This window comes from Falsiroseomonas tokyonensis, assembly GCF_019024325.1.
Classification (GTDB): Bacteria; Pseudomonadota; Alphaproteobacteria; order Acetobacterales; family Acetobacteraceae; genus Falsiroseomonas; species Falsiroseomonas tokyonensis.
This window is the reverse complement of sequence record NZ_JAFNJS010000004.1, coordinates 485,167-509,349: the sequence shown is the minus strand read 5'-3', so window position 1 is coordinate 509,349 and position 24,183 is coordinate 485,167. Positions and strand designations below refer to the sequence as shown.

The 24,183-nt window shown below is 69.5% G+C and carries 22 protein-coding genes; 3 read left to right on the top strand and 19 right to left on the bottom strand.

What is annotated here, in order from left to right:
• Window positions 1–107 precede the first annotated feature (107 nt).
• Window positions 108–1,820 carry an N-acyl-D-amino-acid deacylase family protein gene (locus tag J3S20_RS16055; protein ID WP_216837493.1) on the top strand — a complete coding sequence of 571 codons (1,713 nt, stop codon included), beginning with the start codon at window positions 108–110 and terminating at the stop codon, window positions 1,818–1,820.
• Here J3S20_RS16055 and J3S20_RS30870 read toward each other — a convergent pair.
• The 4 genes from J3S20_RS30870 to J3S20_RS16040 all read right to left on the bottom strand — a co-directional run bounded on the left by J3S20_RS30870 (window position 1,817) and on the right by J3S20_RS16040 (window position 3,860).
• Window positions 1,817–1,948, bottom strand: a complete 132-nt coding sequence (locus J3S20_RS30870) for a hypothetical protein (RefSeq protein WP_281419543.1) — start codon at window positions 1,946–1,948, stop codon at window positions 1,817–1,819. The genes J3S20_RS16055 and J3S20_RS30870 overlap by 4 nt on opposite strands.
• Window positions 1,936–2,217, bottom strand: a complete 282-nt coding sequence (locus tag J3S20_RS16050) for a MarR family winged helix-turn-helix transcriptional regulator (RefSeq protein ID WP_246602866.1) — start codon at window positions 2,215–2,217, stop codon at window positions 1,936–1,938. The genes J3S20_RS30870 and J3S20_RS16050 overlap by 13 nt, the downstream gene beginning before the upstream one ends.
• A 111-nt stretch (window positions 2,218–2,328) precedes the next feature.
• A complete protein-coding gene (locus J3S20_RS16045) occupies window positions 2,329–3,054 on the bottom strand; it encodes an N-formylglutamate amidohydrolase (protein WP_216837492.1) in 726 nt (241 codons plus the stop codon).
• Window positions 3,051–3,860, bottom strand: coding sequence for a transglutaminase-like domain-containing protein (locus J3S20_RS16040; RefSeq protein ID WP_216837491.1), 810 nt, complete (start codon window positions 3,858–3,860; stop codon window positions 3,051–3,053). Before J3S20_RS16040 ends, J3S20_RS16045 begins: the two co-directional genes overlap by 4 nt.
• A 152-nt stretch (window positions 3,861–4,012) precedes the next feature.
• Here J3S20_RS16040 and J3S20_RS16035 point away from each other — a divergent pair, with 152 nt between their 5' ends.
• Window positions 4,013–5,080, top strand: a complete 1,068-nt coding sequence (locus tag J3S20_RS16035; protein WP_216837490.1) for a GlxA family transcriptional regulator — start codon at window positions 4,013–4,015, stop codon at window positions 5,078–5,080.
• Here the strand turns inward: J3S20_RS16035 and J3S20_RS16030 are convergent.
• The 11 genes from J3S20_RS16030 to J3S20_RS15980 are packed head-to-tail and all read right to left on the bottom strand — an operon-like array spanning window position 5,071 to window position 19,801.
• A complete protein-coding gene (locus J3S20_RS16030) occupies window positions 5,071–5,658 on the bottom strand; it encodes an amino acid synthesis family protein (protein ID WP_216837489.1) in 588 nt (195 codons plus the stop codon). The genes J3S20_RS16035 and J3S20_RS16030 overlap by 10 nt on opposite strands.
• The gene (locus J3S20_RS16025) at window positions 5,655–6,506 is read right to left on the bottom strand and encodes a UPF0280 family protein (RefSeq protein ID WP_216837488.1); all 852 of its coding nucleotides are present in this window, start codon (window positions 6,504–6,506) and stop codon (window positions 5,655–5,657) included. The genes J3S20_RS16030 and J3S20_RS16025 overlap by 4 nt, the downstream gene beginning before the upstream one ends.
• Window position 6,507: 1 nt before the next feature.
• On the bottom strand, window positions 6,508–8,004 hold the full coding sequence (locus J3S20_RS16020) for a 6-hydroxynicotinate reductase (protein WP_246602857.1): 1,497 nt from the start codon (window positions 8,002–8,004) through the stop codon (window positions 6,508–6,510).
• On the bottom strand, window positions 8,001–10,688 hold the full coding sequence (locus tag J3S20_RS16015) for a molybdopterin-dependent oxidoreductase (protein WP_216837487.1): 2,688 nt from the start codon (window positions 10,686–10,688) through the stop codon (window positions 8,001–8,003). The genes J3S20_RS16020 and J3S20_RS16015 overlap by 4 nt, the downstream gene beginning before the upstream one ends.
• Window positions 10,685–11,527, bottom strand: a complete 843-nt coding sequence (locus J3S20_RS16010) for an FAD binding domain-containing protein (protein ID WP_216837486.1) — start codon at window positions 11,525–11,527, stop codon at window positions 10,685–10,687. Before J3S20_RS16010 ends, J3S20_RS16015 begins: the two co-directional genes overlap by 4 nt.
• Complete coding sequence (locus J3S20_RS16005) at window positions 11,524–13,197, bottom strand: hydantoinase B/oxoprolinase family protein (protein WP_216837485.1); 1,674 nt, start codon at window positions 13,195–13,197, stop codon at window positions 11,524–11,526. Before J3S20_RS16005 ends, J3S20_RS16010 begins: the two co-directional genes overlap by 4 nt.
• The gene (locus J3S20_RS16000; protein WP_216837484.1) at window positions 13,194–15,224 is read right to left on the bottom strand and encodes a hydantoinase/oxoprolinase family protein; all 2,031 of its coding nucleotides are present in this window, start codon (window positions 15,222–15,224) and stop codon (window positions 13,194–13,196) included. The genes J3S20_RS16005 and J3S20_RS16000 overlap by 4 nt, the downstream gene beginning before the upstream one ends.
• A 5-nt stretch (window positions 15,225–15,229) precedes the next feature.
• On the bottom strand, window positions 15,230–15,943 hold the full coding sequence (locus J3S20_RS15995) for an ABC transporter ATP-binding protein (RefSeq protein ID WP_216837483.1): 714 nt from the start codon (window positions 15,941–15,943) through the stop codon (window positions 15,230–15,232).
• Window positions 15,936–16,718, bottom strand: coding sequence for an ABC transporter ATP-binding protein (locus tag J3S20_RS15990; RefSeq protein ID WP_216837482.1), 783 nt, complete (start codon window positions 16,716–16,718; stop codon window positions 15,936–15,938). The genes J3S20_RS15995 and J3S20_RS15990 overlap by 8 nt, the downstream gene beginning before the upstream one ends.
• Entirely contained in the window at window positions 16,715–18,568 is a 1,854-nt protein-coding gene (locus J3S20_RS15985; protein WP_216837481.1) for an ABC transporter permease, read from the bottom strand. Before J3S20_RS15985 ends, J3S20_RS15990 begins: the two co-directional genes overlap by 4 nt.
• 9 nt (window positions 18,569–18,577) lie before the next feature.
• A complete protein-coding gene (locus J3S20_RS15980; RefSeq protein ID WP_216837480.1) occupies window positions 18,578–19,801 on the bottom strand; it encodes an ABC transporter substrate-binding protein in 1,224 nt (407 codons plus the stop codon).
• A gap of 187 nt (window positions 19,802–19,988) precedes the next feature.
• On the opposite strand from J3S20_RS15980, the gene J3S20_RS15975 reads away from it, so the two are divergent.
• Window positions 19,989–20,465, top strand: a complete 477-nt coding sequence (locus J3S20_RS15975; RefSeq protein WP_216837479.1) for a DUF3830 family protein — start codon at window positions 19,989–19,991, stop codon at window positions 20,463–20,465.
• A 6-nt stretch (window positions 20,466–20,471) separates the two neighbouring features.
• Here J3S20_RS15975 and J3S20_RS15970 read toward each other — a convergent pair whose 3' ends face one another.
• The 4 genes from J3S20_RS15970 to J3S20_RS15955 all read right to left on the bottom strand — a co-directional run bounded on the left by J3S20_RS15970 (window position 20,472) and on the right by J3S20_RS15955 (window position 24,182).
• Entirely contained in the window at window positions 20,472–21,440 is a 969-nt protein-coding gene (locus tag J3S20_RS15970) for a succinylglutamate desuccinylase/aspartoacylase family protein (RefSeq protein WP_216837478.1), read from the bottom strand.
• Between the two features lie 116 nt (window positions 21,441–21,556).
• Window positions 21,557–22,585, bottom strand: a complete 1,029-nt coding sequence (locus J3S20_RS15965) for an ABC transporter ATP-binding protein (protein ID WP_216837477.1) — start codon at window positions 22,583–22,585, stop codon at window positions 21,557–21,559.
• Window positions 22,582–23,367, bottom strand: a complete 786-nt coding sequence (locus J3S20_RS15960) for an ABC transporter permease (RefSeq protein ID WP_216837476.1) — start codon at window positions 23,365–23,367, stop codon at window positions 22,582–22,584. The genes J3S20_RS15965 and J3S20_RS15960 overlap by 4 nt, the downstream gene beginning before the upstream one ends.
• Entirely contained in the window at window positions 23,364–24,182 is an 819-nt protein-coding gene (locus J3S20_RS15955; RefSeq protein ID WP_216837475.1) for an ABC transporter permease, read from the bottom strand. The genes J3S20_RS15960 and J3S20_RS15955 overlap by 4 nt, the downstream gene beginning before the upstream one ends.
• Window position 24,183: the final 1 nt, after the last annotated feature.

The window sequence follows — 24,183 nt, the reverse complement described above, 5'->3', positions numbered from 1 at the left end:
AAAATGGTCCCTCGTTCGCCCCGCGCACATTGACACCGCTTCCGGCAGAGATTTCAAGACTGGGATGCAAGTGCTCTTCCGGGGCACGCCAGGTTGAGGGGGTTCGCATGCACGATTTGGTCATCCGGGGCGGCACCATCGTGGACGGCACCGGCCAGCCCGCCTTCACCGGCGACGTGGCGATCGATGGCGACCGCATCACCCAGGTGGGCGGCAAGGCGGGGCCGGCGAAGCGGGACGTGCCGGCGGAAGGCCGTCTGGTGACGCCGGGCTGGGTCGATGTGCACACGCATTACGACGGCCAGGCCACCTGGGACCCGGTGCTGGCGCCTTCCGTCTGGCACGGCGCCACCACCGTGCTTTTCGGCAATTGCGGCGTGGGCTTCGCCCCGGTGCGCAAGCGCGACCACAAGGCCCTGATCGATTTGATGGAAGGGGTGGAGGATATTCCCGGCATCACCCTGACCGAGGGGCTGAAGTGGAACTGGGAGAGCTTCCCCGAATATCTCGACGTGCTGGGCAGCATGCCGCGCACCATCGATATTGGCGCGCAGATCGCGCATCACCCGCTGCGCGTCTATGTGATGGGCGAGCGCGGGCTGAACCGCCAGGCCGCCACGGCCGAGGATATGGAGGAGATGGCGACACTGACGGAGCATGCGCTCCGCGCCGGCGCCTTCGGCTTCACCACCTCCCGCACCGACCAGCACAAGACGCCGACGGGCGACCTGGTGCCCGGCCGCTATGCGGAGGAGAAGGAACTGCTGGCCATCGGCCGCGCCATGGGCCGCGCCGGCCGCGGCACCTTTGGCATGCTGTCCGACTTCGAGGACGAGGCCGCCGACTTCCGCTGGATGCGGGAGCTTTCGACGATTTCGGGCCGTCCCGTGTGGTTCCTGCTGACGGACCGCAACTACGACCCGCAGCGCTGGCGCCGGCTGATGAGCAATGTGGATGCGGCGCGCGCCGATGGCCTGCCGCTGTCCGCGCAGGTGGCCTGCCGCCCCGTGGGCCTGATCCTCGGCCTGACCACCTCGCTGAATCCCTTTGCCCTGCGCGAAGGCTTTCACGAACTGGCCGCGCTGCCGCCGAAGGAACAGCTGGCAAAGCTCCGGGAGCCGGCAACCCGGGCAAAGATCCTGGCGGAGGAAGCCTCGGAGCGGCTGCTGCATGTGGTGCCGCCGCTGTCGCGTCAGATCGCGACGCGCTGGGACAATATGTTCGCCCTCGGCGATCCGCCGGATTACGAGCCGCCGCCGGAGCGTTCCATCGCCGCCCTGGCCGCCAAGGCCGGGCAGGACCCGGCCGCCTTCTGCTATGACTACCTGACGGCGGATGATGGCGGGCGGATGCTGTACTTCCCCGTGGTGAACTATGTCGGCGGCGATCTGTCGGTCGTGCATGACATGATGCTGCGCCCGCATACGGTGAACGGGCTTTCGGATGGCGGCGCGCATTGCGGCGTCATCTGCGATGCCTCCATGCCCAGCTTCATGCTGACGCATTGGGTGCGCGACCGCGCGCGCGGCGACCGCGTGCCGCTGGAATTCGCGGTGAAGCGGCAGACCAGCGAGACGGCGGATTTCTTCGGCATGACCGATCGCGGCCGGCTGCAGGTGGGCAAGAAGGCGGATGTGAACGTCATCGACTTCGAGGCGCTGCGCCTGCACCACCCGGAGATGATCTACGACCTGCCCGCCGGCGGCCGCCGCCTGGTGCAGCGCGTGGAGGGTTACGACATGACCCTGGTCTCCGGCCAGCCGATCATGGAGCGCGGGCAGGAGACGGGCGCGCGTCCCGGCAGGCTGGTCCGCGCCTAGTCGATAATGGCTTCCGCGGCGGCGCCCGGCTTCGGCCGGGCGCGCCGCAACAACAGCAGCATCGGCACGGCGGCCAGGGCCACGAACATCATCAGCTTGGGGTGCGCCGTTTCCGTCAGATGCAGCACGCGCAGGCGGCGGTCGTTGGGTTAAGGCGGCGCTCGATCAGCCCATTGGCCTGCAACCGGTCCAGGATGCGGACCAGGGTGATCGGCTCGAGCTCCAACAGCTCCGCCAGCGCGCCCTGGTACAGCCCTTCGTTGCGGGCGAGCGTGGCCATCACCTGCCACTGGGCGCGGGTCAGGCCGAGATGCCGCGCATTCTGCTCGAAGCCCTTGCGCAGCATCCGGGCGGTGTCGTGCAGCAGGAAGCCGAGATTGCGGTCGGGCGCTTCCATGTCATCCCCAGGCAATAGAGGATGATGAGGGCAAGCGCGCTTACGATATCCCCAAGCCTGGCAGCCATGCGGCCGGGAAGGGGCGGCTGCCAGGCTTCCGCATGGGTGGGCTCAGGCGATGGCGGTGGAAAGCACCCCCGCCAGGCGCTGGGCCCAGGCCTCGATCCCGGGATCATCGGCCAGCAGGTCCTGCCGCACCTCGATCAACGCGGCCGGGATGTCCCGGGCATCGCCATGCACCGGCACCGTGTAGTCCTCCGCCAGATCGATCCGGTAGGGCTCGTTGTCGCCCACCGTCAGGGCCGGGTCCTCGCGCAGCGCGGCGATCAGCGCGGCGCCGAAGCCGGTGGCCTCGCCATACAGTAACCCGGCCTGCCACGGGCGCGGCACGCCCTGGAAGACCGGGGTGAAGCTGTGCACGCCGAGCAGGAAGCGGGTCGGCCGCGCATCCAGGAAGCGCGAGATGCGGTCCTGGAAGGGCCAGAAATATTCGTCCTGCCGCTGCGCCACCTCGGCCGGCGTCAGGTCGTGATTGCCCGGGATATCCGTCGTCTCGCTGCGCAGCGGGATGCTGCTGGGCACGCCCAGCGGGCGGTTGCAGTAGATCAGCAGGCGGGAATAGCCCGAGAGGAACAGCGGCGCATCCAGCAGCGCGGACAGCCGCCGCGCCAGCGCCGCCGCGCCGATGTCCCAGGCGATGTGGCGCTGCAATTCCGCGGGCGGCAGGCCCAGCGCGGCGTGGCGTGCCGGAATGTGGTTGCTGGCGTGTTCGCAGACCAGCACCAGCGGCGAGGCGCCGGCCGCGTTCACCGCGGTGACGGCCGGCGGGTCGCTCAAGCCGGCGCCTCGTCCGTAAAGACCTGGAAGCCGGAGAGGGTGCAGGGCCCGAAGGTGGTGGTGATGGCGACATCCGTCGCATCCCGCCCGCGCGCCATAAGGATGCGGCCGATGCGCGGCGTGTTGTTGCGCGCGTCGAAGGTGTGCCAGGCGCCGTCGAGATACACCTCGAACCAGGCGGCGAAATCCATCGGCCCATAGGGCGGCGGCATGCCGATATCGCCCAGATAGCCGGTGCAGTAGCGCGCCGGGATATTGACGCAGCGGCACAGCGTGACGGCCAGATGCGCGAAATCCCGGCAGACGCCGACCTGTTCGCGATGCGCATCATGCGCGCTGCGGGTCGCGCTGGCCCGCTGATAGTCGAAGGTGATGTGGTTGTGTGCATAGTCGCAGATGGCCTGCACCCGCGCCCAGCCTTCCGGCCCCTGGCCGAACTGCGCCCAGGCGAAATCGGCCAGCTTGTCCGTGTCGCAGTAGCGGCTGCCCAGCAGGTAGACCAGCGCCTCGTCCGGCAGGTCCTCCACCTTGTGCTGGCGCGCATAGGGCAGCAGCGGGTCCGGGCGGCCGCTATCCTGCACCAGCAGCTTCGTGCCGATGACCAGCCGGCCGGGCGGGGCGACGATGCGCGTGCAGGTATTGCCGAAGCCGTCCCGGTAGTGGTGCGCGGGGATGGGCGGGTCGAACGTGACCTGGTGCGGGCCGATCAGGTCCGGGGTACGAGAGGGATGCGGGCTGATCATCAGCAGCATCGGGGTCGGCTGCGGGCAGTCGTAGGTGATCTGGCAGCCGGCGCTGATGCGCATGGCGAACTCCTCGGGGACGGGATGAGCCGGGAAGGCCCGGCCCTTGGCAACGCAATCACGTGAACGGAACGAACCAGGCTTGGTTCCCTGGCATAGGCCGCGCAGCCGCCGGTGGACAGCGAAAGGTCCTGGCGCCACCATCGCGTGTCCCGATGACAACCTCGCCGACCACGCGCTTCCCGACCTCCGGACCGCCTGACCCCCGCGGGCCGATCCGGCGCGACGGTCTGGCGATCGGGGCCGCGCGGCTGGAGGCGGCGCCGCAACGCATCGGCTTCGTCCTGGTGCCGGACTTCGCGATGCTGGCCTATGCCTGCGCCGTGGAGCCTTTCCGCGCCGCCAATGACCTGGCGGGCGTGATATTGTACCAGTGGATTCATATCTCGCCGGACGGCAAGCCGGTGCGCGCCTCCAACGGCGTGTCGATCGTGGCGGACCAGGGCACCGGCGCGCCGGCGCAGGTCGATGCGCTTTTCGTCTGCGCCGGCGGCAATCCGGCTGAATTCGAGGATCCGGCGACGCTGGCCTGGCTGCGGGCGGAAGCGGCGCGCGGCATCCGCATCGGCGGCGTTTCGGGCGGACCCTATATCCTGGCGCGGGCCGGGCTGCTGGCCGGGCACCGCTGCACGGCGCATTGGGAATACATCCCGGCGATGGCCGAGCGCTTCCCCAACCTGACCCTGACCCGCTCGCTGTTCGAGGTGGATCGCGACCGCTGCACCTCCTCCGGCGGCACCGCGGCGCTGGACATGATGGTGGCACTGATCGAGGCCGCGCATGGCCGCCCGCTGGCGCGCGCCGTGGCCGAATGGTTCCTGCATACCCGCCCGCGCGCCGGCGACGAACCGCAAAGGATGAGCCTGCGGGAACGCTACGACATCGGCCATCCCAACCTGCTGGCGGCGCTGGCGCAGATGGAACGCGCCATTGAGACGCCGCTCTCGCGCGAGGTCCTGGCGGAGCAGGCCGGCATCTCCGTCCGGCAGCTGGAACGGCTGTTCCGCAGCCATCTGGGCCGCACCATCGGCGCGCACTACCTGGGCCTGCGGCTGGACCATGCGCGCCGCCTGCTGCAGCAGACGGCGCTTTCGGTGCTGGAGGTGGCGATGGCCTGCGGCTTCGTTAGCGCCGCGCATTTCTCCCGCGCCTATGGCGCCCGCTTCGGCCGGTCGCCGCGGCAGGATCGCGGCGGCGCGCCAAAGCTCGCGGATCAGCGCTGACCGTCCCAGGCGCTGATCGCATCCTGCGTCAGCCCGCCGACCCGGGCATGCGGGCGGCCGCCGGTGGTCATGGCGAGCGCGAAAAGAATCTCCTCCGGCCGCGGCGCATCCGGCACCGTCGCGGTGATGCCGTCGAAATGGCTGCGCACATAGGCGGCGTTGCGATGGTGGATGGGCAGGTCCAGCACCGCGCCCATCGGCCCCACCTTGGTCATCGACGGCACGATGGACAGCGCCTGGCCAAGCAGGCCGCGCATGGCATAGCCGCCCGCCACATGCCACAGCGCGCCGTGCTCCAGCTCCCCGGCCGAGCCGACCAGGCCGCCCTTGCCATAGGCCTCGATCCGCGCGGGATCGCCGCCGAGGCCCGCCAGCAGCCTTTGGGCCACCATCAGCCCGATCGGCTTCATCGCCTCCATCATCCACATCAGCTCAGGCTCGTGCCGCCCGGCGAAGGGGTTGCGCAGGATCACGGCGCACCAGCCCTTCAGCAGCGGGGTGGCGAGGCGCGGGCCGCCATCATGGTGGATCTCCTCCACGCAGAGCACGGTCTTCCGGATGTCCAGCGTCTGGGTCATGGGCTTGGGGCCTTCAGCGAGAGGAAGGGGGTGCCGACGAGGCGGAACTGGCCGCCGAGGCGCAGCGCGGCGGCGCGGATCAGCCCGGCCTGGCAGCAGGATTCGGCGAAGGTGGCGCCGGCGTGAAGTGCGGCCTCGATCTCGGCCGCGGTCAGCGCGCCGACCGCCATCGTCACCAGACGCTCGCCCAGATCGCTGTCCGGATCGAGCGTGGCGGCGGGGCGGCGGGTGATGGCGGAGCTTTGCACATCCACCGCATTGGCGATCAGCGTCGCTGCCACATCCGCCGCAGCCGCATCGCGCGCCAGCACCGTGACGGCATCGGCGATGCCGAGGGAGAAGGACCGGCCGTGCCGGCCGGAGGTGGCGATGCCGCCGATGCCATCGGCCGCGCGCAAATGCAGCGCGCCGTCGAAGCCGCCGCGCGGATCCATCGCCAGGCCGATATCAAGGCCGTCGCCGGGCAGCACGGCGATATCGCCGCCGTCATTGACGAAGGCGCGGGCGAGATCCGGCGCCGCGGCGCGCATCGCCGCCAGCAGCGCATCCGCCACAGCGCCGGCGACCGCCGCCATGGGCGTGACGAAAAAGCCGCGCGCGGCATGGGGCAGGCAGGCGGCATGCATGGTCCTGGCAATGTCGCCCTGCGGCCGCACGGCGGGGTCCGCGGCGCGGCGCAACAGCGGCAATTCGGCGACGAGCTCGGGCAGCACGCTCTGGAAGCGCGCCACCGCGGCCGCCTCCGCCGCGGCGACGGAAGCAGGCGGACCCCAGGCGCGCAGCACCACGTCGATCGGGCCATGCTGCAGATGCAGCCGGTCCTGCGTCAGGCGCTGCACCTGCGGCATGTCAGCCGGCGAAGGGCCAGGGATTGCCCGCCTGCCAGTCCTCGATGCGCAGCGACGGGCCGAGATTCCGCAGCAGATCCTGCACCGGCACGATCTCGGACATATGCCCGCCGAGGCGTTCGTACAGCGCGCGCGGCAGCGTGAATTCGATGGGCGCGACCAAAGCCGGCGTCGGCACATAGCCGAAGGCGTTCTTCGGCAGGCGCAGCACATCGGCCATGACGGTGATGCCGCCGCCGGGCCAGAGATAGACGGGCGCGCCGCCCATGGTGACGCGCGTTTCGCCGGAGGCCACGCTGCGCGTCAGCAGCACCGGATTCTCCGTGACGCCCGCGCGCAGCGATCCGCCGGCGCCGGCCATGAAGATGACGGTGCAGAGCGAGGGTTCGCAATTCTCGCCGATGCGCTCCACCACCTTGGCAACGCCGTCAGGCATGGGGCCGGGGATGGGGCGCAGCGTGTCATCCAGCACGCACCACAGCGCGTCCTCGCCGGTGGTGGAGGTCAGCAGCAGGCGCAGGCCGGGCCAGGCGATCTTTGGGTCGATGCTCTCGATGATCGCCAGCGGATCGCTGATATCCGTCCCGCCCCAGCCGAGGCCCGGATTCGCCACCTGGAAATAGCGCCCGGGGGTGGAGCGCCGTCCGCGCAGCCGGATGCCGGTGGGCTTCATGCCCAGCACCTTGCCCGCCTGGTGTTCCGAAAGCAGGCCGGTGATGTGGTCATCCACCACGATGACCTCATCCACCTGCCCAAGCCACTGCTGGGCGAAGATGCCGATGGTGGCGCTGCCGCAGCCGACGCGCATGCGCACCTCCGGCTTGCCATCCACCACCGGCGCCTGGCCGGCCTGCACGCGCACCGCATGGCCGCCATCGATGGTGAGGCCCACCGCCTCGCCCGCGCACAGCTTCAGCAGCGTGTCGCAGGTGGTGGTGCCTTCCTTCTTGCTGCCACCGGTGAGGTGCCGTACGCCGCCGAGGGAGAGCATCTGGCTGCCATATTCGGCCGTGGTGACATGGCCCACCTGTTCGCCATTCGCGCGCACGGCGGCGGCCTCCGCGCCCAGGTGCCGATCCGTGTCGATCTTCACCTTCACGCCGCAATAGCTGAAGATTCCCTCCGTCACGATGGTGACGGTATCCACCCCCGCATGGCTGGCGCCGACGATGAAGGGGGCGGGCTTGTAGTCCGGATAGGTGGTGCCGGCGCCGATGCCGGTGACGAAGGCGCGCGACGGATCGAGCAGCTGGCCGTCCCAGGCGCCCTCCGCGAAGGCGACGACGGGGCCGCCCGATTCCACCGCGCGCGCCAGCGTCACCGCCGGATCGGTGCGCACCAGCTGGCCATTCTCATTGGCGTAGCGCGAACAGGCGCCGCTGCGGCCGGGGCGGATGCGGCACAGCACCGGGCAGGCATCGCAGCGCACGATGCCCTGGTCGCCCTCCGGCGCGCCGAACTTCTGGGATCGTGCGGCGAGGCTGCCATGGTCGCTCATCGCATCTGCTCCCACAGCCGGTGCGGCAGCACCGGCACCTGGCGCATGGTGACGCCGGTGGCGTGGCGGATGGCGGAGAGGATGGCCGGCGCCGTCGGCACCAGCGCGGGCTCGCCTACACCTTTCGCGCCGTAGGGGCCTTCGGGTTCCGGATCCTCGATCAGATGCACCGCGATCTCCGGCACGTCGCCTGCGGTGGGGATCAGGTAGTCGTGCAGGTTCTCGGTGCGGCCGGGTATGAATTCCTCCATCAGCGCGAGGCCGAGACCCTGGGCGATGCCGCCATGGATCTGGCCGAGCACGAGCGTGGGATTCACCGCGCGCCCCACATCCTGCGCCGCGACGATGCGCTTCACCCTGGTGACGCCGAGCGCAGTGTCCACGGAGACGAGCGCGATCTGCGCGGCAAAGCCGTAGGTGGCATAGGGCGTGCCCTGGCCGTTCTCGTCGAGCGCCGTGGTCGGCGGATCGTAACGGCCTTCGGCTTCCAGGTCGGCGTCGAGCGTGGCGAGGTCGATCACGCGCGCAGCCCCGACGCGCAGCTGCGTGCCCTCGAGCGCCAGCACCGCATCCTCGCCCGCATTGGCCAGCGCCAGGATGCGCCGCCGCAGCGCCAGCCCCGTCTCCATCGCGGCGCGGCCACTGACGAAAGTCTGGCGCGAGGCGCTGGTCTTGCCGGCGTCATAGGTGCGCGACGTATCGCCCAGCACGAATCGGAAGTTCTGCAGCGGCAGCCCCAGCGCATCGGCGCAGATCTGCGCCATGACCGTCGTGCTGCCCTGGCCGATATCCACCGCGCCGTTGAACAGCGTCAGCGTGCCGTCGCGCGAAAGCGTCAGCTTCATGCGCGAAGGGTTGGACATGCTGGTATTGCCGCAGCCGTACCACATGCAGGCGATGCCCGCGCCGAGCCTTTCGCGCGGCGACGTGGCATTGTGCGCGGCGACGCGCGCCAGCATCGCCTCCCACTCCGGCTTCAGCGCATCCAGGCATTCTGGCAGGCCAGCGGAGGCATGCAGCACCTGGCCGCTATGCGTCGTGTCGCCGCGCCCGATGGCATTGCGGCGCCGGATCTCCCAGCGATCCAGGCCGAGCTGTTCCGCCAGATCGTCCACCAGCGATTCGGTGGCGATCGCCGCCTGCGGTACGCCAAAGCCGCGAAAGGCGCCGGCGGGCGTGTCGTTGGTATAGATGGCCCGCGCGCGGTTGCGCAGGTTCGGGATGCGATAGGGACCGCCGGCATGCACCGGCACGCGATTGGCCACCGTCGCGCCCCAACTGGCATAGGCGCCGGTGTTGAAATCTGCGTCGAATTCGTAGCTGGTGAAGCGGCCTTCCGCATCGGCCGACATGCGCGCGGTGATGCTGGCGGGATGGCGCTTCGTCGTGCTCGCCATGCTTTCGGCGCGCGAATAGACGATGCGTATCGGCCGGTTCAGCTTGCTCGCGGCCACCGCGAGCAGCGGCTGCACCGAGACATCCAGCTTCCCACCAAAACCGCCGCCACAGGCGCTGGGACGGATTCGCACGAGCTCTTCCGCCACGCCCAGCACGCGCGCGGTCTCCTCGCGGTCCATGTAGGGCGCCTGGGTGCAGGCAAAGACCTCCATGCCGAGGCCATCCGGCGCGGGCTGCGCATAGCCGGCTTCGGGCTCGATATAGGCGTGTTCGACGAAGGCGGTGGTGAAGCGGCCTTCTGCATTGGCGATGTCACGCGCCGGCGTCCCGCGATTCAGCTTGCCCTCGATCAGCAGATTGCCGGGCGCATGCGCGTGCAGCTGCGGCGCTTCCGCCGCGCTGGCCTCCGCCGTACCATGCAGCGCGGGCAGAGGGTGCCAGGTGATCGGCAGGGCGGAATCGCGCACCGCCATCACCGCCTCCCGCGTGCCGACCAGGCCCAGCACCGCCTCGCCACGGAAACGCACCAGCCCATCGGACAGTACCGGCTGGTCCTTCAGAGCTGGCATGATGCCGAAGGCGTTCAGCCCAGGCACATCGTCGGCGGTCAGGATGGCGTCCAGCCGCCATTCGCGTCGTGCGGCTTCCAGGTCACCAAGAGTGAACCGCGCGCTGGCATGCGGGGATCGCACCACGCGCAGCCAGAGCGCATCAGCCGGCGCTTCATCCGCGCCGAAGCGATCCGTGCCATCCAACTTCGCCACGCCATCCAGCCGCGCGATGCCGGCACCGACCGCCTTCCCCGCCTCTGGCGCGGGAGCAGCCTGCGGCGCCGCATCCAGCACGGCATCCAGGACCTTCGCATAGCCGGTGCAGCGGCACAGCACACCGCCCAAGGCATCGCGCACCGCCGCGCGATCCGGTGCCGCATTTCTCAGCAGCAGATCCGTGGCGGCCATCAGCATGCCCGGCGAGCAGATGCCGCATTGCGCCGCGCCATGCGCGAGAAAGGCGGCGCGCAGACGCGCCAGCACGGCACCAACCTCGCCCTGCGTCGCCTCCACCGTCTGCACCTCTGCGCCCTGCGCCTGCGCCGAGGGGATGAGGCAGGCGCAGGCCTGGGCGCCATCTACCAGGACGGTGCAGGCGCCGCAGTCGCCGGCATTGCAGCCTTCCTTGGTGCCGGTCAGGCCGAGCCTTTCGCGCAGCGTGTCGGAGAGCGGCGCGAAGGGCGGCGCGGCGACGGTGCAGGGTGTGCCGTTCAGAGTGAAGGCGATGTCGATCATGCGCGCGCCTCCAGCAGATCCCGCAGCAGCACCAGCGCGGCGTCACGGCGATAGGCAGCGCTGGCGCGGATATCGTCGATGGGGGAGATGGATTGCAGGTGATGCGGTTGCACGACCTGCGTGGCCTGCGCACGCGCCACGCCGATCAGCGCCGCCTCCAGCGCCGGCAGCCGCTGCGCCACGGCGGAACAGGCGCCCAGCGCGATGCGGGCGCTTGTGATGCGCCCTGCGGAATCGGTCGCGATCACGCCTGCTGTCATGGCGATGGAGATCACCAGGTAATGCCGCGCGCCCAGCTTGCGGAAGCCACCCTGTCCGCCATGCAGCCGCGGCACGTGCAGCGCGAGAACCAGCTCATCCGCCGCCAGGGCCGTCGTGCGATAGCCGGTGAGGAATTCCGCCACCGCCACCCTGCGTGCGCCACGCCGGCTGATGATCTCCACGGACGCGTCCAGCGCCAGCAGGATCGGAATGCCGTCGCCGGCCGGCGAGGCGGTAACCATGTTGCCTACCAGCGTCGCGCGATTCTGCACCTGCCGGCCGCCTACCTCCCGCGCCGCGGCCTTCAGCCCATCAAAAAGCGGCGGCAGCGCGGCCCCGATCAGCGTGGACCAGGTGACGAGGCAGCCGATGCGCCAGCCTTCGTCGGTTTCGGAGATCTCGCGCAGGCCGGGCAGGGCGCTGATATCCAGCACGTCCTTGTGCGTCGGATCGCCCCAGGCGGCACGCGCGGTGCGGGCGGGAAAGATGTCCGTGCCGCCGGCGAGCACGGCCACATCCGCGCCGGCGCGGATCGCCAGCGCATCCTCCAGCCTCGTCGGGCGGTGATAGGCCGTCATCCCCACACTGCCTTTGCCTGCTCCGGCGTATAATAGCCGCGCCGCACATCCCGCGCGACGAGCGCGGGATCGCGCGCGCGCGGGTCGCCATAGCCGCCGCCGCCGGGCGTCATCACCTCCACCCGGTCGCCCGCGCGCAGCTGCAGCCCCTGGTCCTTCGACAGATGCAGCGGGATGGTGGTCTGGCCGCCGCGATGCAGCTTCACGACGTTCTTCGCGCCCTCGCCGCCGCCGAGCACGCCGGGCGGGCCGAAGCGGCCGTGATCCATGACGAAGCTGGCCTTGGCCTCGCCGCGCAGCAGCTCCACCTCGTAATGCACGCCAAAGCCGCCGCGCTGCGCGCCGGCGCCACCCGAACCCTCATGGATCGCGAAACGCCGGAACAGGACGGGGTAGTACTGTTCCATCACCTCCACCGGCGCGGTCTTGCTGATGCCGATGGTGGAGCAGCCATTGGTCAGCCCGTCCGCCTCCGCCGTGCCGCCATAGCCGCCGCCGGTGATCTGGTACATCACATAGCCGGCCTTGCGCGCCGGATCGAAGCCACCAAGGGCGAAATTGCCGGAGGTGCCGGCGGGCGCGGCCCAGACTTCCGCCGGCAGCGCCTGCGCGATCGCAAGGAACACCGCCTCCGCAATCCGCTGCGAGACTTCCGCCGCGCAGCCGGAGACGGGCCGCGGATAGCGCGCATCGAGGAAGGTGCCCTCGGGCCGGATCACGCGCAGCGGTGCGAAGGTGCCGGCATTGATCGGCACATCCGGGAAGATGTGCTTCATCGCCAGATACACGGCGGAACAGGTGGTGGCCCAGACGGAATTCATCGGCCCCTGGCAGGGCGGCGAGGAGTCCGAAAGATCGAAGACAAGCTCGTCGCCCTGGCGCGTGACGGTCAGCGCGATGCGCAGCGGCGCATCCACCACGCCATCCGAATCCACGAAGGTTTCAGAGGTATAGACGCCATCCGGAATGCGTTGGATTTCCGCCAGCATGCGCTCCGCCGCGCGCGCGCGGATTCCGGCGATGGCCTCGCGCAGCGTGGGCAGGCCATAGCGCGTCACCATCTCCGCCAGACGCGTCTCGCCCACCAGCAGCGCCGCCGCCTGCGCCTTGATGTCGCCGATGCGCTGGTCCGCGACGCGGATGTTGGACTGGATGATCGACAGGATCTCCCGATCCAGCGCGCCCTTCTTGAACAGTTTTACGGGCGGCAGGCGCAGGCCTTCCTGTTCCACCTCGGTCGCATGCGCGGAGAAGCCACCGGGCACCATGCCGCCGATATCGGGCCAGTGGCCGGTGTTCTGCAGCCAGCAGAACAGCTCGCCATCCACGAAGAAGGGCCGGCAGAAGCGCACATCCATCAGATGCGTGCCGCCGAGATAGGGGTCGTTGACGATGTAGATGTCACCCGGCTCCGGCGCCGCAACCGCACCCTCGCCGATCAGCCGCACCAGATGCGCGGCCGAATGCGCCATGGTGCCGACGAAGACCGGAAGGCCGAGCTCGCCCTGCGCGATGAGCGCGCCATCCTCCGCCGCATAGATGCCGTCCGAGCGGTCATCGGCCTCCGCAATCACCGGCGAGAAGGCGGCGCGGGAGAAGGTGATGTCCATCTCGTTGCAGACCTGCTGCAACCCGGCCTGGATCACGGCGAGCGTCAGGGCATCGATCATGGCTTCACCGTGATGCGCAGGTTGCCGATGGCATCGACCACGGCCTCGGATCGCGGCTCCAGCACCGTGGTGGCATCCGCCTGCTGGATGATGGCGGGGCCGGCGATGCGCGCGCCCTCCGCCAGCCTCTCCCGCTGCCAGACCGCGGCGCGATGCCAGGCGCCCTCGGCATAGAGGTCGCGCTCGCCGAGCCGCGCCTCACCCACGCGCTCGGCAGGGTCGAGCAGGGCAGAGAGGGAGAAGGCGCGGCGGCGGCCGATTACGGTGGTGGTGAGGTTCACCAGCACCGCGCGGATCTCGGGCAGTTGCACCTGAAAACGTGAAAAATACGCAGCCTCGAAGGCGGCTTGGATCTCGGCGCGGGTCATGTCGATGCGCGGCAGGGCGACGCGGATAAGATGCGTCTGGCCGCGGAACTGCATATCCGCGGCATGCAGCACATCGGTCCGCTCGATCTCGGCACTGTCGGCGGCGACGACCGCCAGCGCGCGGTCGCGCTGCGTAGTCAGCGTCGACGTGATCTCCTCGGCCGTCACGTCGTCCAGGCCGCGGTTCAGCGTATTCACCGCATCCTGCCGGAGGTCGGCGACCAGGCAGCCCAGCGCATTGGTCAGGCCGGGCCGCGCCGGCACCAGCACCATGGGGATGCCGATCTCCCGCGCCAGCGCCACGGCATGCAGTGGCCCGGCGCCGCCGAAGGCAAACAGACAGAAATCGCGCGGGTCGTGGCCGCGTGAGAGCGAGACCATGCGGATCGCGCCGCTCATATGCACATTCGCCAGCCGCAGCGTCGCCTCCGCCGCCTGTTCCACGCTCATGCCGAGCGGCGTGCCGATCTGATCGGCAAAGGCCGCGCGCAGCTGTTCCATCGGCACCGCATCGCGCACCGCCAGCAGCCGCGCCGGATCGAGCCGGCCGAGCACCAGGTTGGCATCCGTGATGGTGGGTCGCGTGCCACCGCGCCCAAAACAGATCGGTCCCGGCAGACTGCCCGCACTTTCCGGGCCGACGCGGAACATCCCGGCGCGATCGATGCCGGCGATGGAGCCGCCGCCGGCGCCCACCGTGCGCACATCCACCATCGGCAGATGGATCGGCAGGCCATAGGCGATGGACAATTCGGCGGAGACCTCCGGCACGCCACCCGCGATCAGCGCGACATCGGTGGAGGTGCCGCCCATGTCATAGGTGATGGCGTTGCGCAGGCCGCTCTGGGCCAGTGTCGCCGCCGCGGCCATGACGCCGGAGGCGGGGCCGGACATCACGGTCTTCGCGGCTTCACGCGCCACCAGCCGCGCCGGCACGGTGCCGCCATTGCCGTTCATCACCAGCAGCTCGCGACGGTGGCCCTGCATGGCGAGCTGCGCCTGCAAGCGGGTGATGTAGCGATCCAGCACCGGCTGCACGGCCGCATTCACCGCGGCGGTGGTGCCACGCTCGTATTCACGGAATTCCGAGAGAAGCTCATGGCCCAGCGTGACGTAGTCGTTCGGCCAGAGGGCGCGCGCGATCTCGCCTGCGCGGCGCTCATGCGCGGGATTGGCATAGGCGTGCAGGAAATGCACGACCAGCGCCTCGCAGCCCTCCGCCAGCAGCGCACGCACCTCGCGCTCGACCGCGACTTCATCCAGTGGCGTCACCACGCGGCCGCACGCATCAATGCGCTCCGCCACCTCGCGGCGCCATTCGCGTGGCACCAGGGGTTCGAAGCTGCCCTTCAGCCCATAGGGATTCGGGCGGGTGCGACGGCCAAGCTCCAGCACGTCACGGAAGCCGGCGGTGGTGATCAGGCCAACCTTGGCGAGCTTGCGCTCCAGCACCGCATTGGTGGTGGCGGTGGTGCCGTGGATGATGAGGTCGAGCTCGGCCGGCGAACTGCCTGCGGCCGCGATCGCCGCCAGCACGCCCTCCGCCTGGTTCGCCGTGGTGGTCGGCACCTTGGCCAGTCGCACGCGCCCTTCCGCATCCTGCAGCAGAAGGTCGGTGAATGTGCCGCCGACATCGATGCCGGCCGTGATGCGGGACATGCGCGTCAGACCGTCAGATAGGTGGTGCGGATGTGGTCATCCGCTTCCAGCGCCGCCATGGTTCCGGCGAAACGGATGCCGCCCTTCTCGATGACATAGGCGCGGTCTGCGACGGCGGCGGCGAAATCGAGGCTCTGTTCGGAGAGCAACACGGACAGCCCTTCCGCCTTCATGCGCAGCACGGCCTCCGCCATCAGCTCCACGATCACCGGCGCGAGACCCTCGGAGGGTTCGTCCAGCAGCACGGCCTCCGGATTGCCCATCAGCGTGCGGGCGATGGTCAGCATCTGCTGTTCTCCGCCCGACATGGCCGCCGCGCGGCGGCCGCGCATCTCGGCCAGGTTCGGGAAGATTTCGTAGAGGCGCTCCACCGTCCAGGCCGCACGCCCGCCCTGCGCGGCGCGGCGGCCGACTTCGAGATTCTCCGCCACGGTGAGATCCGTAAAAATGCGGCGGTCCTCCGGCACATAGCCGAGGCCCGCGCGCGCGATTCGGTAGGGTGCCCAGCCGGTGATATCCTGGCCGGCGAAGCGCACCTGGCCGGCGCGTGGCGGCAGCAGGCCCATGATGGCCTTCATCGTGGTGGATTTGCCGGCGCCGTTGCGGCCCATCAGCGCCGCAACCTCACCGCGTTCCAGCGTGAGGTCGACGCCGAACAGCACCTCGGCCGGGCCATAGCCGGCGGTGACGCCCGAGACTTCGAGAACGGTCTCAGCCATGCGTGCCTCGCCGCGCCCGCAGCGCCGCCTTGTGGCCGGATTGGCCGAGATAGACGCGCTGGACTTCGGGATTGGCGCGCACGGATTCAGGCGAGCCTTCCGCGATCACCTCGCCCCGCACAAGTACCAGGATGCGGTCGGCATGCGCGAAGACGGCGTCCATGTCGTGTTCCGTGAACAGCACGCCGATGCCCTTTTCGCGCGCGATGTTTGCGGTGAGCTGCATCAGCGCGGCGCGCTCGCGCGGGGCCATGCCCGCGGTGGGCTCATCCATCAGCAGCAGCTTGGGTGCGGCGGCCAGCGCGATGGCGAGCTCCACACGCTTCACATCGCCATAGGCCAGTTCGCCGATCGGGCGATCCGCCGCCTCCGCCATGCCGACCTGCGCCAGCAGCGCCAGTGCCTCCGCGCGATAGAGCGAGGCCGCATCCGCCACCACATCCCGCGTGCGGCCATGATGTGCGATCAGCGCCATCTGGACATTGCCGGCGACCGACATGGACAAGAAGGTCTGCGCCACCTGGAAGGTGCGGCCGACGCCGAGCTTGCAGACCTGGCGCGGCGGCAGGCCGGTGATGTCCTGGCCGGCCAGCAGCACGCGGCCGGAGCTCGGCGCCAGCTGCCCGCCCACCATGTTGAAGGTGGTGGATTTGCCGGCGCCGTTCGGGCCGATGATCGCCAGCATCTCGCCCGCCGCCAGGGCGAAGGAGACATCCTTGGCCGCGACCACGCCGCCAAAACGCTTGTTCAGCTTCTCCGCCGCCAGCAGCGTCATGCGCGCCTCCGCAGCGCGCCATAGGCGCCCGACAGGCCTCTCGGAAAGATCAGCACCAGGGCGATGATGGAGGCGCCGAGGAAGAACCGCCAATGGTCCGTCAGCGGCATGAAGAAGTCCTTGATGGTGTGGAAGGCCGCGGCACCGGCGACCGCGCCCATCACCGTCTGCATGCCGCCCAGCAGCAGCATGGCCAGGAAGTCGATGGACATGGGGATGGAGAGCAGCGTGGGGTCGATGGAGCCCTTGGAGAAGGCGTAGAGACCACCCGCCAGCCCAGCCGCGCCGCCGGCGAGCGTAAAGGCCAGCCAGCGATGCATGCGCACATCGATGCCAATGGCATCCGCGCGCTGTTCCGAATCCCGCGCCGCCCGCAGCGTGGCGCCGAAGGGCGCGTAGATCACATGGCGCAGCGCCGCGATGCCGAGGATGCAGCAGGCGGCGACGAGGTAGTGAAACACGTCGCGGGAGCGCGCCCAGGCGCTGGGCCAGACGCCGACCACGCCATTGTCGCCGCCGGTCACCTCCACCCATTGGAAGCAGACGGCATAGGCGATCTGCGCGAAAGCCAGCGTCAGCATGGCGAGATAAATGCCGCTCAGCCGCACCACGAAGAAGCCGAAGAGCGCGGCGAAGGCGGCGCCGGCGATCGGCGCGGCGATCAATGCCGGCTCCATCGGCAGGCCGCCCTTCGTCACCAGCAGCCCGGCCGCATAGGCGCCGAGGCCGAAATAGGCGGCATGGCCGAAGGAGACAATGCCGCCATTGCCGACCAGAAAATTCAGGGAGAAGGCGGCGAGGGCGAAGATCAGCACCTCGGTGGCCACCTTCACGGTATAGGCGTCGCCGAACACCGGCACGGCCAGTGTCGCGACCAGCACGACGGCCAGGATGACCTTCTCCCAAGGGCCGAAGCGTGGGGTGGCCAGGATTCCCTCCGGCAGCGCGGCACGTCCCGCCGCCGCTTCCGGCCGGCCGAGCAGGCCCCAGGGCTTCACCACCAGCACCACCGCCATCAGCAGGAAGACCAGCACCAGCGTGATCTTCGGGAAGATCAGCACGCCGAAGGAATTCAGCTGGCCTATGATGACGGCGGCCAGGAAGGCACCGGGCACGGACCCCATGCCGCCGATCACCGTGACCACGAAGGCCTCCGTGATGATCGAGAGATCCATCTGCGAGTTGGCGGAGACGCGCGGAATCTGCAGTGCGCCGCCGAGCCCCGCCAGAAAGGCGCCGAGGAAGAGCGTGCCGGTGAAGAGCATCGCCTGGTTGACGCCCAGCGCACCCACCATCTCCCGGTCCCGCGTCGCCGCGCGGATCAGGATGCCGAAGCGCGTGCGATGCATCAGCAGCCACAGCAGCCCGAGCACCGCGGGGCCGACGCAGATCAGAAACAGCTCATAGGCCGGGAAGCGCTGGCCCAGGATTTCCACGCCATGGCGCAGCCCCGGCGCGCGCGGCCCGGGAATTTCCACCGGCCCCCAGAGCCACAGCACCGCATCCTGCACCATCAGCACCACGCCGAAGGTGGCCAGCAGCTGGAACAGTTCCGGCACCTTGTAGAGTCGCCGCAGCAGCAGGACCTCCATCACCACGCCCAGCACGCCCACCACCGCGGCGGAGATCAGCACGCCGCAGAAAAACAGCAGTGGCGAGCGGTCGAAGTCCAGCAGCCAGGGCACCACCGTCACCGCCATATAGGCGCCCAGCATGTAGAAGCTGCCATGCGCGAAATTGACGATGCGGGTGACGCCGAAGACCAGCGTCAGCCCCGATGCAATGACGAAAAGCGAGGAGGCGCTGGCCAGTCCCGACAGGGACTGGACCACCAGGAACCCGAAATCCATGCGCCGCGATCAGCTCCGCGGGCGCGCGGCGCGCACCTCGTCCTCGGGGAACATGTAGTTCGCGCCATCGGCGTAGCGCGCATTGCGCATGGTGCCGGTGCGGCCGCGCAGCACGGTCTCGCCGACCCAGGTGCCCATGGTGCCCTGGTGGTCCAGCGCGCGCATCACGACGGGCCCCACGATGGTCTGCGTCGGCAGGTCGGCCAGCGCATCGACCAGCGCCTCCGTCTCGGTGGAATTCGCCTTGTTCAGCATGCTGGCCACGACCTGCGCTGTGACGTAGCCGAGCACGCTGCCCTTGCGCGGCGTGTCGTTGAAGCGGGCGCGATAGGCGTCAATAAAAGCCTTGTGCGGGGCTTCCTGCACCTGTTCCCAGGGATAGCCGGTGGTAATCCAGCCATCGGGGCATTCATCGCCCAGCGGCAGCATGTATTCGGGCTCGCCGGTCAGCAGGGACAGCACCAGGCGACGCTCGAACAGGCCGCGGGTATTGCCCTCGCGGACGAAGGCCGTCAGGTCCGGTCCGAAGAGCACGTTGAAGATGCCGTCCGGCCGCGCCTGCGCCAGCGCGCCCACCGTGGCGCCGGCGTCCACCCGGCCGAGCGCCGGATATTGCTCCGCCACGATCTCGGCGCCCGGAATTGCGATGCCGATCAGCTTCTTGAAATTGGCGGCGGCGGATTGGCCGTATTCGTAGTTCGGCGCGACGATTGCCCAGCGCTTCTGCGTCTTGCCGCGCGCGGCTTCCACCACCATGCGCGTCTGCATGTAGGTGCCGGGGCGCAGCCGCCAGGTGTAGCGATTGCCCTGCGCCATGGTCAGCGCATCGGTCAGCGGCTCCGTCGCCAGGAACAGCTTTTTGCGCTGGTTGGCGAGGTCCGACACGGCCAGGCCGACATTGGAGAGGAAGGTGCCGGCGAGGAAGGCGCAGCCTTCGCGGGTCAGCAGATCCTCCGCCACGCGCACGGCGTCGCCGGGGGTGGAGCCGTCGTCGCGGAAGATGAATTCCAGCGGCCGGCCGCCCATCACGCCACCGGCCGCGTTGATCTGGTCCACCGCCAGCTGGATAGCGTTGCGATAGGGCATCGCGAAGGCCGCCATGCGCGCGTAGGAGTTCAGCTCGCCGATCTTGATCGGCGTACCCTGCGCCGGCGCCAGGCCGGGGCGCAGCCCCGCCAGCAGGCCGCCGCCGGCGGCGAGTGCGCTGCGTCGGGTAACGGTGAAACCAGCCATGGCACGGATCCCCATCTCACTCTCTGGCGGCATCCTCCAACGGCCCGAGCCGCCGGTCCAGCGGGTTTCCGCGGCGTGGTGCGGCCGCGGCCTCGGCGGATTGCCCAAATGCCGGGCGCCGCGGCCCCCGGTTGACCAGTGCGGCGGCGTGGGACGATCCTGCGCGCCTTGGATACAGGAGACTCCGATGCCCCGCCTGCTGCGCTTCACCTTCGTCGATGCCGGCGTTTCCGGCCGTGTCGAACTGCATGAGACGCTCGCCGCCCGCACGGTGGAGGCCATCTGGGGCGCGCTGGCGACGCCGGTGCGGCAGCTGTCCTTCCACGCGATGTTCGCGGGGCCGGAGATCATGATCGGCCTGCCGCCGGAGAACCAGACCTTCGACCCGCGGAGCCTGCCGCCCGAGAACCAGACGGTGATCCCGACGCCGGGCGACGTGCTGTGGTTCTACCAGGCACCGAAAATGATGAAGGGCCTGGCCGACGAGTTCTGGGAGATCGGCATGTTCTACGGCGATGGCGGGCGCGTGTTCGGCCCGCTGGGCTGGACACCGGTGACCATGTTCGGCCGCATGCTGCCCGAGGACCTGCCGGCCTTCGCCAAGGAATGCGCGGATATCCGGCTGCGCGGCGCGAAGATGCTGGAGATCAAGCGGGAGGGCTGAGCCCTCCTACTTGCGCTCGACCACCTCCACCACCTGGTCGCCGGCATAGAGCGGCATCCAGGGGCGGCGGATGGAGCCGACCCAGGCGGATTGCGCGGGGCAGGTGATGGTCTCCACCACCTGTCCCGTCATGTCGACCATATGGCCCATGACATCGCCCGCCTGAATGTCCTGGCCCGGCTCCACGCGGCAGTCCCAGTAGCCGCCCTGGCTGCACTTCACATGCACCGCATTGCCGCCGTAACGGATGTCGCTCGCGGTCGGCGGCGTGCCCGGCAGCATGCCGAGCGCCTGCGCCGTGCCGGTCAGGGCCTTGGCGAAATTCGCCAGATCCTCCGGCCGCACGCGGGCGCCGCCGCCGCTTTCCACGATCAGCGCCGCCTTGTTGTGCCGGCGCGTGACATGGGTGAGGAAGGTGCCCTCCATCCAATCCTCCGTCGCGCCCCATTGGTAGCGGCTGCCGACCTGCGCCGAGAGCTGCTTGGAGGCAAGCTGGGCGGGCGACGTGCCCTTGGCGTCGTGGATGACGTAGAAGGCGGTGATGGTCAGCTCGCCGCCGCTGTGCAGGTCCAGCACCGCATCGCCGCCATGCTCGCCGGCGAGCGCCAGCAGCCGGTCGGCCAGCTGCTCGCCGACGCTGCCCCTGGGGTTGCCGGGGAAGATGCGGTTCAGGTTGGTGCCGTCCTGCGGGATCAGCCGGCTGTGCATGCGCTGGCCGAGCGGATTGGCGCACATCAAGGCGGCGATGCTGCCCTTGAAGGTCTTGAGGTCCAGACCGCGCAGGAAGCGCGCGGCGGCGATCGGCCCGACATTCTCGCCGCCATGGATCAGGCACTGAATGTACAGCCGCGGCCCCGGTAGCGCGCCGCGCGCGAGCATGACGGGCGAGAGCAGCGGGCCGATCGGGTCGCTGGTCAGCGTGATGGTGCCGGTGGCGAGTTCGCCGGGGGCGGCTTCGGCGGTGCCGAATTTCATGGGTGAGTCTCCTGCGTATTTGCCCCCACCCCGACCCTCCCCCGCGCCGCGGGGGAGGGAGAGCGGCGGCCTTCTCCCTCCCCCGCTCTTGCGGGGGAGGGTCGGGGTGGGGGTTTCTACTCCGCCGGAAGCGCCACCAAATCGTCCCGCATCCAGCGCGCCGTCGCCGGCCCGCCGGTGTGAAAACGGTCGGCGAGCGAGGCCGGCCCCTCGACCAGCAATTGCCGCCCGCCAGGCAGCCGCAGCACCGCCTGGGTCCCGGTGCCGAGAAAACTCAGCAGATCGACCGTGCCCGCAACCGCGTTCGGCCCCTCGGCCGGCGCCTCGTCCAGCGTCACGCGCTCCGGCCGCAGCACCAGCGTGCCCTCCGGCCCATCGAGCGGAATCCCATCCTCCGACCGCCCGTCGCGACTGACAAAGATATTGGCGCGGCCGATGAAGCTGGCGACGAAGCGGGTGGCCGGGCGCTCATAGACCTCACGCGGCGTGCCGAGCTGTTCCAGGCGGCCCTTGTTCATCACGGCGATGCGGTCGGAGATGGCCATCGCCTCCGCCTGGTCATGCGTGACGAAAAGGGTGGTCAGGCCAAGTTCCGTCTGCAGCCGCCGCAGCTCGATCCGCGTGCCCTCCCGAAGAAGGGCGTCGAGGTTGGAGAAGGGCTCGTCCAGCAGCACGACGGCAGGGTTGATGACCAGCGCACGGCCCACCGCGACGCGCTGCTGCTGGCCGCCCGAAAGCTGCTTGGGCAGCCGCGCCTCCAGCCCCTGCAGTTGCAGCAGGGCGACCATGCGGGCGACGCGCTGCGCGATCTCGGGCTTCGGCACGCCACGGCGCTTCAGGCCGAAGGCGATATTCTCCGCCACGCTCAGATGCGGAAACAGCGCATAGGACTGGAAGACCATGCCGGTGTCGCGCTGATGCGCCGGCATGGTGGTGATGTCCTTGCCGCGTAGCAGGATGCGGCCCTCGCTGGGTTCGATGAAGCCCGCCACCATGCGCAGCGTGGTGGTCTTGCCGCAGCCGGAGGGGCCGAGCAGCGCCACCAGCTCCCCGGCCGCGACGGTCAGATCCATGCGGGCGACGGCGGTGGTGCTGCCGTAGCGGCGCGCCAGCCCGTCCAGCACCAGATCCGCGCTGTTCGTCATCGATTCGCATACATCTGTTGGGCCACCATCAGCAGCAGCGCGAGCAGGATGAGCAGCGAGGAGACGGCGGCGACCGTCGGGTCCATCTGCATCTGCGCGGCGCCATAGAGCACGACGGTGAGCGGCGCGTCCCGGACCGAGCCCAGGAACAACGCCATCTCGACCTCGTCGAAGGAAAAGATGAAGGCCAGCGCCGCCGCGGCGATCAGCCCCGGCCGCAGCACCGGTAGCGTCACCAGGAAGAACGCTTTTGTTGGTGAAGCGCCGAGGTTGCGCGCCGCCTCCTCGATCGCCGGGTCCACCCGCCGCAAGACGGGGAGCATAACTCGCAAAACCATCGGCACGCCGACCAGGAGATGCGAGATGACGAGGCGAGTCATGCCCGGTGGCGCGATGGGATTGGCGGAGAAGAACAGCGTCAGTGCCACCGCCAGCACCAGCGCCGGCAGCACCAGCGGCGAGAGGAACAGCGCCTCCAGCAGCACCGATCCCGGGAAGGCGAAGCGCGTCAGCGCCACGGCGGCGGCGGTGCCGATGATCAGCGACAGCACCGCGACCATCGCCGCCAGCCGCAGGCTGACGAAGAAGCCCGTCAGATAGCGCGCATCGGCCAGCGCCGCGTGATACCAGCGCAGCGAAAAGCCCTGCGGCGGGAAGGCCAGGTAGCCGGTATCGCTGAAGGAGGCCGCGACGATCACCAGCAGCGGCCCCAGCAGATAGATGAAGCCGAGCACCGCCATGCCGCGCAGCACCCAGCCCAGCGGAGAGCGCAGGCTGGTCATCGGGTTTTCTCCCCCAGCAGCTTGCCATAGGTCAGCGCGACGGAGAGCGAGATCACCAGCAGGATGGCGGCGATGGCCGCGGCGAAGGGCCAGTCCAGCAGCTCCAGCGTCTGCTCATAGATCGTCACCGCCATGAAATGCGCCCGCGCCCCGCCGATCAGCGACGGTGTTGCGAAGGCGGAGACGGAGAGCGAGAAGACCAGCAGCGACCCCGCCAGAACGCCGCCGCGCGCCAGCCGCAGCGTCACCAGCCACAGCGCCACGGCCGGGGAGGCGCCGAGGTTCATCGCCGCATGTTCCAGGTCCCGGTCGACGCCACGGATCACCGCATAAAGCGTGACGATCATGATCGGCAGCAGCACCTGCGCCAGCGCGATCACCACCCCCGCAAAGGTGCCGATGAGCTGGAAATCCGGCGCGACCAGCCCGGTGCCCTGCAGGAAGCGGGATGCGACGCCGGAGCGGAAGAACAGCACCATCCAGGCGAAGCTGCGCACCACCGCGGAAACCCACAGCGGAAAGGTGGTCAGCAGCAGCAGCAGCCCGGCCCAGCGCGTCTCCGCCCGCGCCAGCAGGAAGGCCAGCGGAAAGCCCAGCACCAGCGTCACCAGCGTGACACAGACGCCAAGCAGCAGGCTGTTACCCAGCACGCCAAGATAGTAGCTGTCGCCGAGGAAGCGCGAAAAGGTCGGCGGGCCGCCGAGGGATTGCAGAAACAGCCCGAGCTGCGGCCAGACGAACAGGATGGCGAAGACCAGCGCCGCCGGGGCGAGCAGCCCGGCAGCGATCAGCCCTCGCCGGGCGCCTTCGATCATC

Bases quoted from the DNA above. Each gene is read 5' to 3' on its own strand.
- J3S20_RS16055 (WP_216837493.1), top strand. From the start codon at position 108: ATGCACGATTTGGTCATCCGGGGCGGCACCATCGTGGACGGCACCGGC.
- J3S20_RS16050 (WP_246602866.1), bottom strand. From the start codon at position 2,217: ATGGAAGCGCCCGACCGCAATCTCGGCTTCCTGCTGCACGACACCGCC.
- J3S20_RS16040 (WP_216837491.1), bottom strand. From the start codon at position 3,860: ATGCGCATCAGCGCCGGCTGCCAGATCACCTACGACTGCCCGCAGCCG.
- J3S20_RS16035 (WP_216837490.1), top strand. From the start codon at position 4,013: ATGACAACCTCGCCGACCACGCGCTTCCCGACCTCCGGACCGCCTGAC.
- J3S20_RS16030 (WP_216837489.1), bottom strand. From the start codon at position 5,658: ATGACCCAGACGCTGGACATCCGGAAGACCGTGCTCTGCGTGGAGGAG.
- J3S20_RS16025 (WP_216837488.1), bottom strand. From the start codon at position 6,506: ATGCCGCAGGTGCAGCGCCTGACGCAGGACCGGCTGCATCTGCAGCAT.
- J3S20_RS16020 (WP_246602857.1), bottom strand. From the start codon at position 8,004: ATGAGCGACCATGGCAGCCTCGCCGCACGATCCCAGAAGTTCGGCGCG.
- J3S20_RS16015 (WP_216837487.1), bottom strand. From the start codon at position 10,688: ATGATCGACATCGCCTTCACTCTGAACGGCACACCCTGCACCGTCGCC.
- J3S20_RS16010 (WP_216837486.1), bottom strand. From the start codon at position 11,527: ATGACGGCCTATCACCGCCCGACGAGGCTGGAGGATGCGCTGGCGATC.
- J3S20_RS16005 (WP_216837485.1), bottom strand. From the start codon at position 13,197: ATGATCGATGCCCTGACGCTCGCCGTGATCCAGGCCGGGTTGCAGCAG.
- J3S20_RS16000 (WP_216837484.1), bottom strand. From the start codon at position 15,224: ATGTCCCGCATCACGGCCGGCATCGATGTCGGCGGCACATTCACCGAC.
- J3S20_RS15995 (WP_216837483.1), bottom strand. From the start codon at position 15,943: ATGGCTGAGACCGTTCTCGAAGTCTCGGGCGTCACCGCCGGCTATGGC.
- J3S20_RS15990 (WP_216837482.1), bottom strand. From the start codon at position 16,718: ATGACGCTGCTGGCGGCGGAGAAGCTGAACAAGCGTTTTGGCGGCGTG.
- J3S20_RS15985 (WP_216837481.1), bottom strand. From the start codon at position 18,568: ATGGATTTCGGGTTCCTGGTGGTCCAGTCCCTGTCGGGACTGGCCAGC.
- J3S20_RS15980 (WP_216837480.1), bottom strand. From the start codon at position 19,801: ATGGCTGGTTTCACCGTTACCCGACGCAGCGCACTCGCCGCCGGCGGC.
- J3S20_RS15975 (WP_216837479.1), top strand. From the start codon at position 19,989: ATGCCCCGCCTGCTGCGCTTCACCTTCGTCGATGCCGGCGTTTCCGGC.
- J3S20_RS15970 (WP_216837478.1), bottom strand. From the start codon at position 21,440: ATGAAATTCGGCACCGCCGAAGCCGCCCCCGGCGAACTCGCCACCGGC.
- J3S20_RS15965 (WP_216837477.1), bottom strand. From the start codon at position 22,585: ATGACGAACAGCGCGGATCTGGTGCTGGACGGGCTGGCGCGCCGCTAC.
- J3S20_RS15960 (WP_216837476.1), bottom strand. From the start codon at position 23,367: ATGACCAGCCTGCGCTCTCCGCTGGGCTGGGTGCTGCGCGGCATGGCG.
- J3S20_RS15955 (WP_216837475.1), bottom strand. From the start codon at position 24,182: ATGATCGAAGGCGCCCGGCGAGGGCTGATCGCTGCCGGGCTGCTCGCC.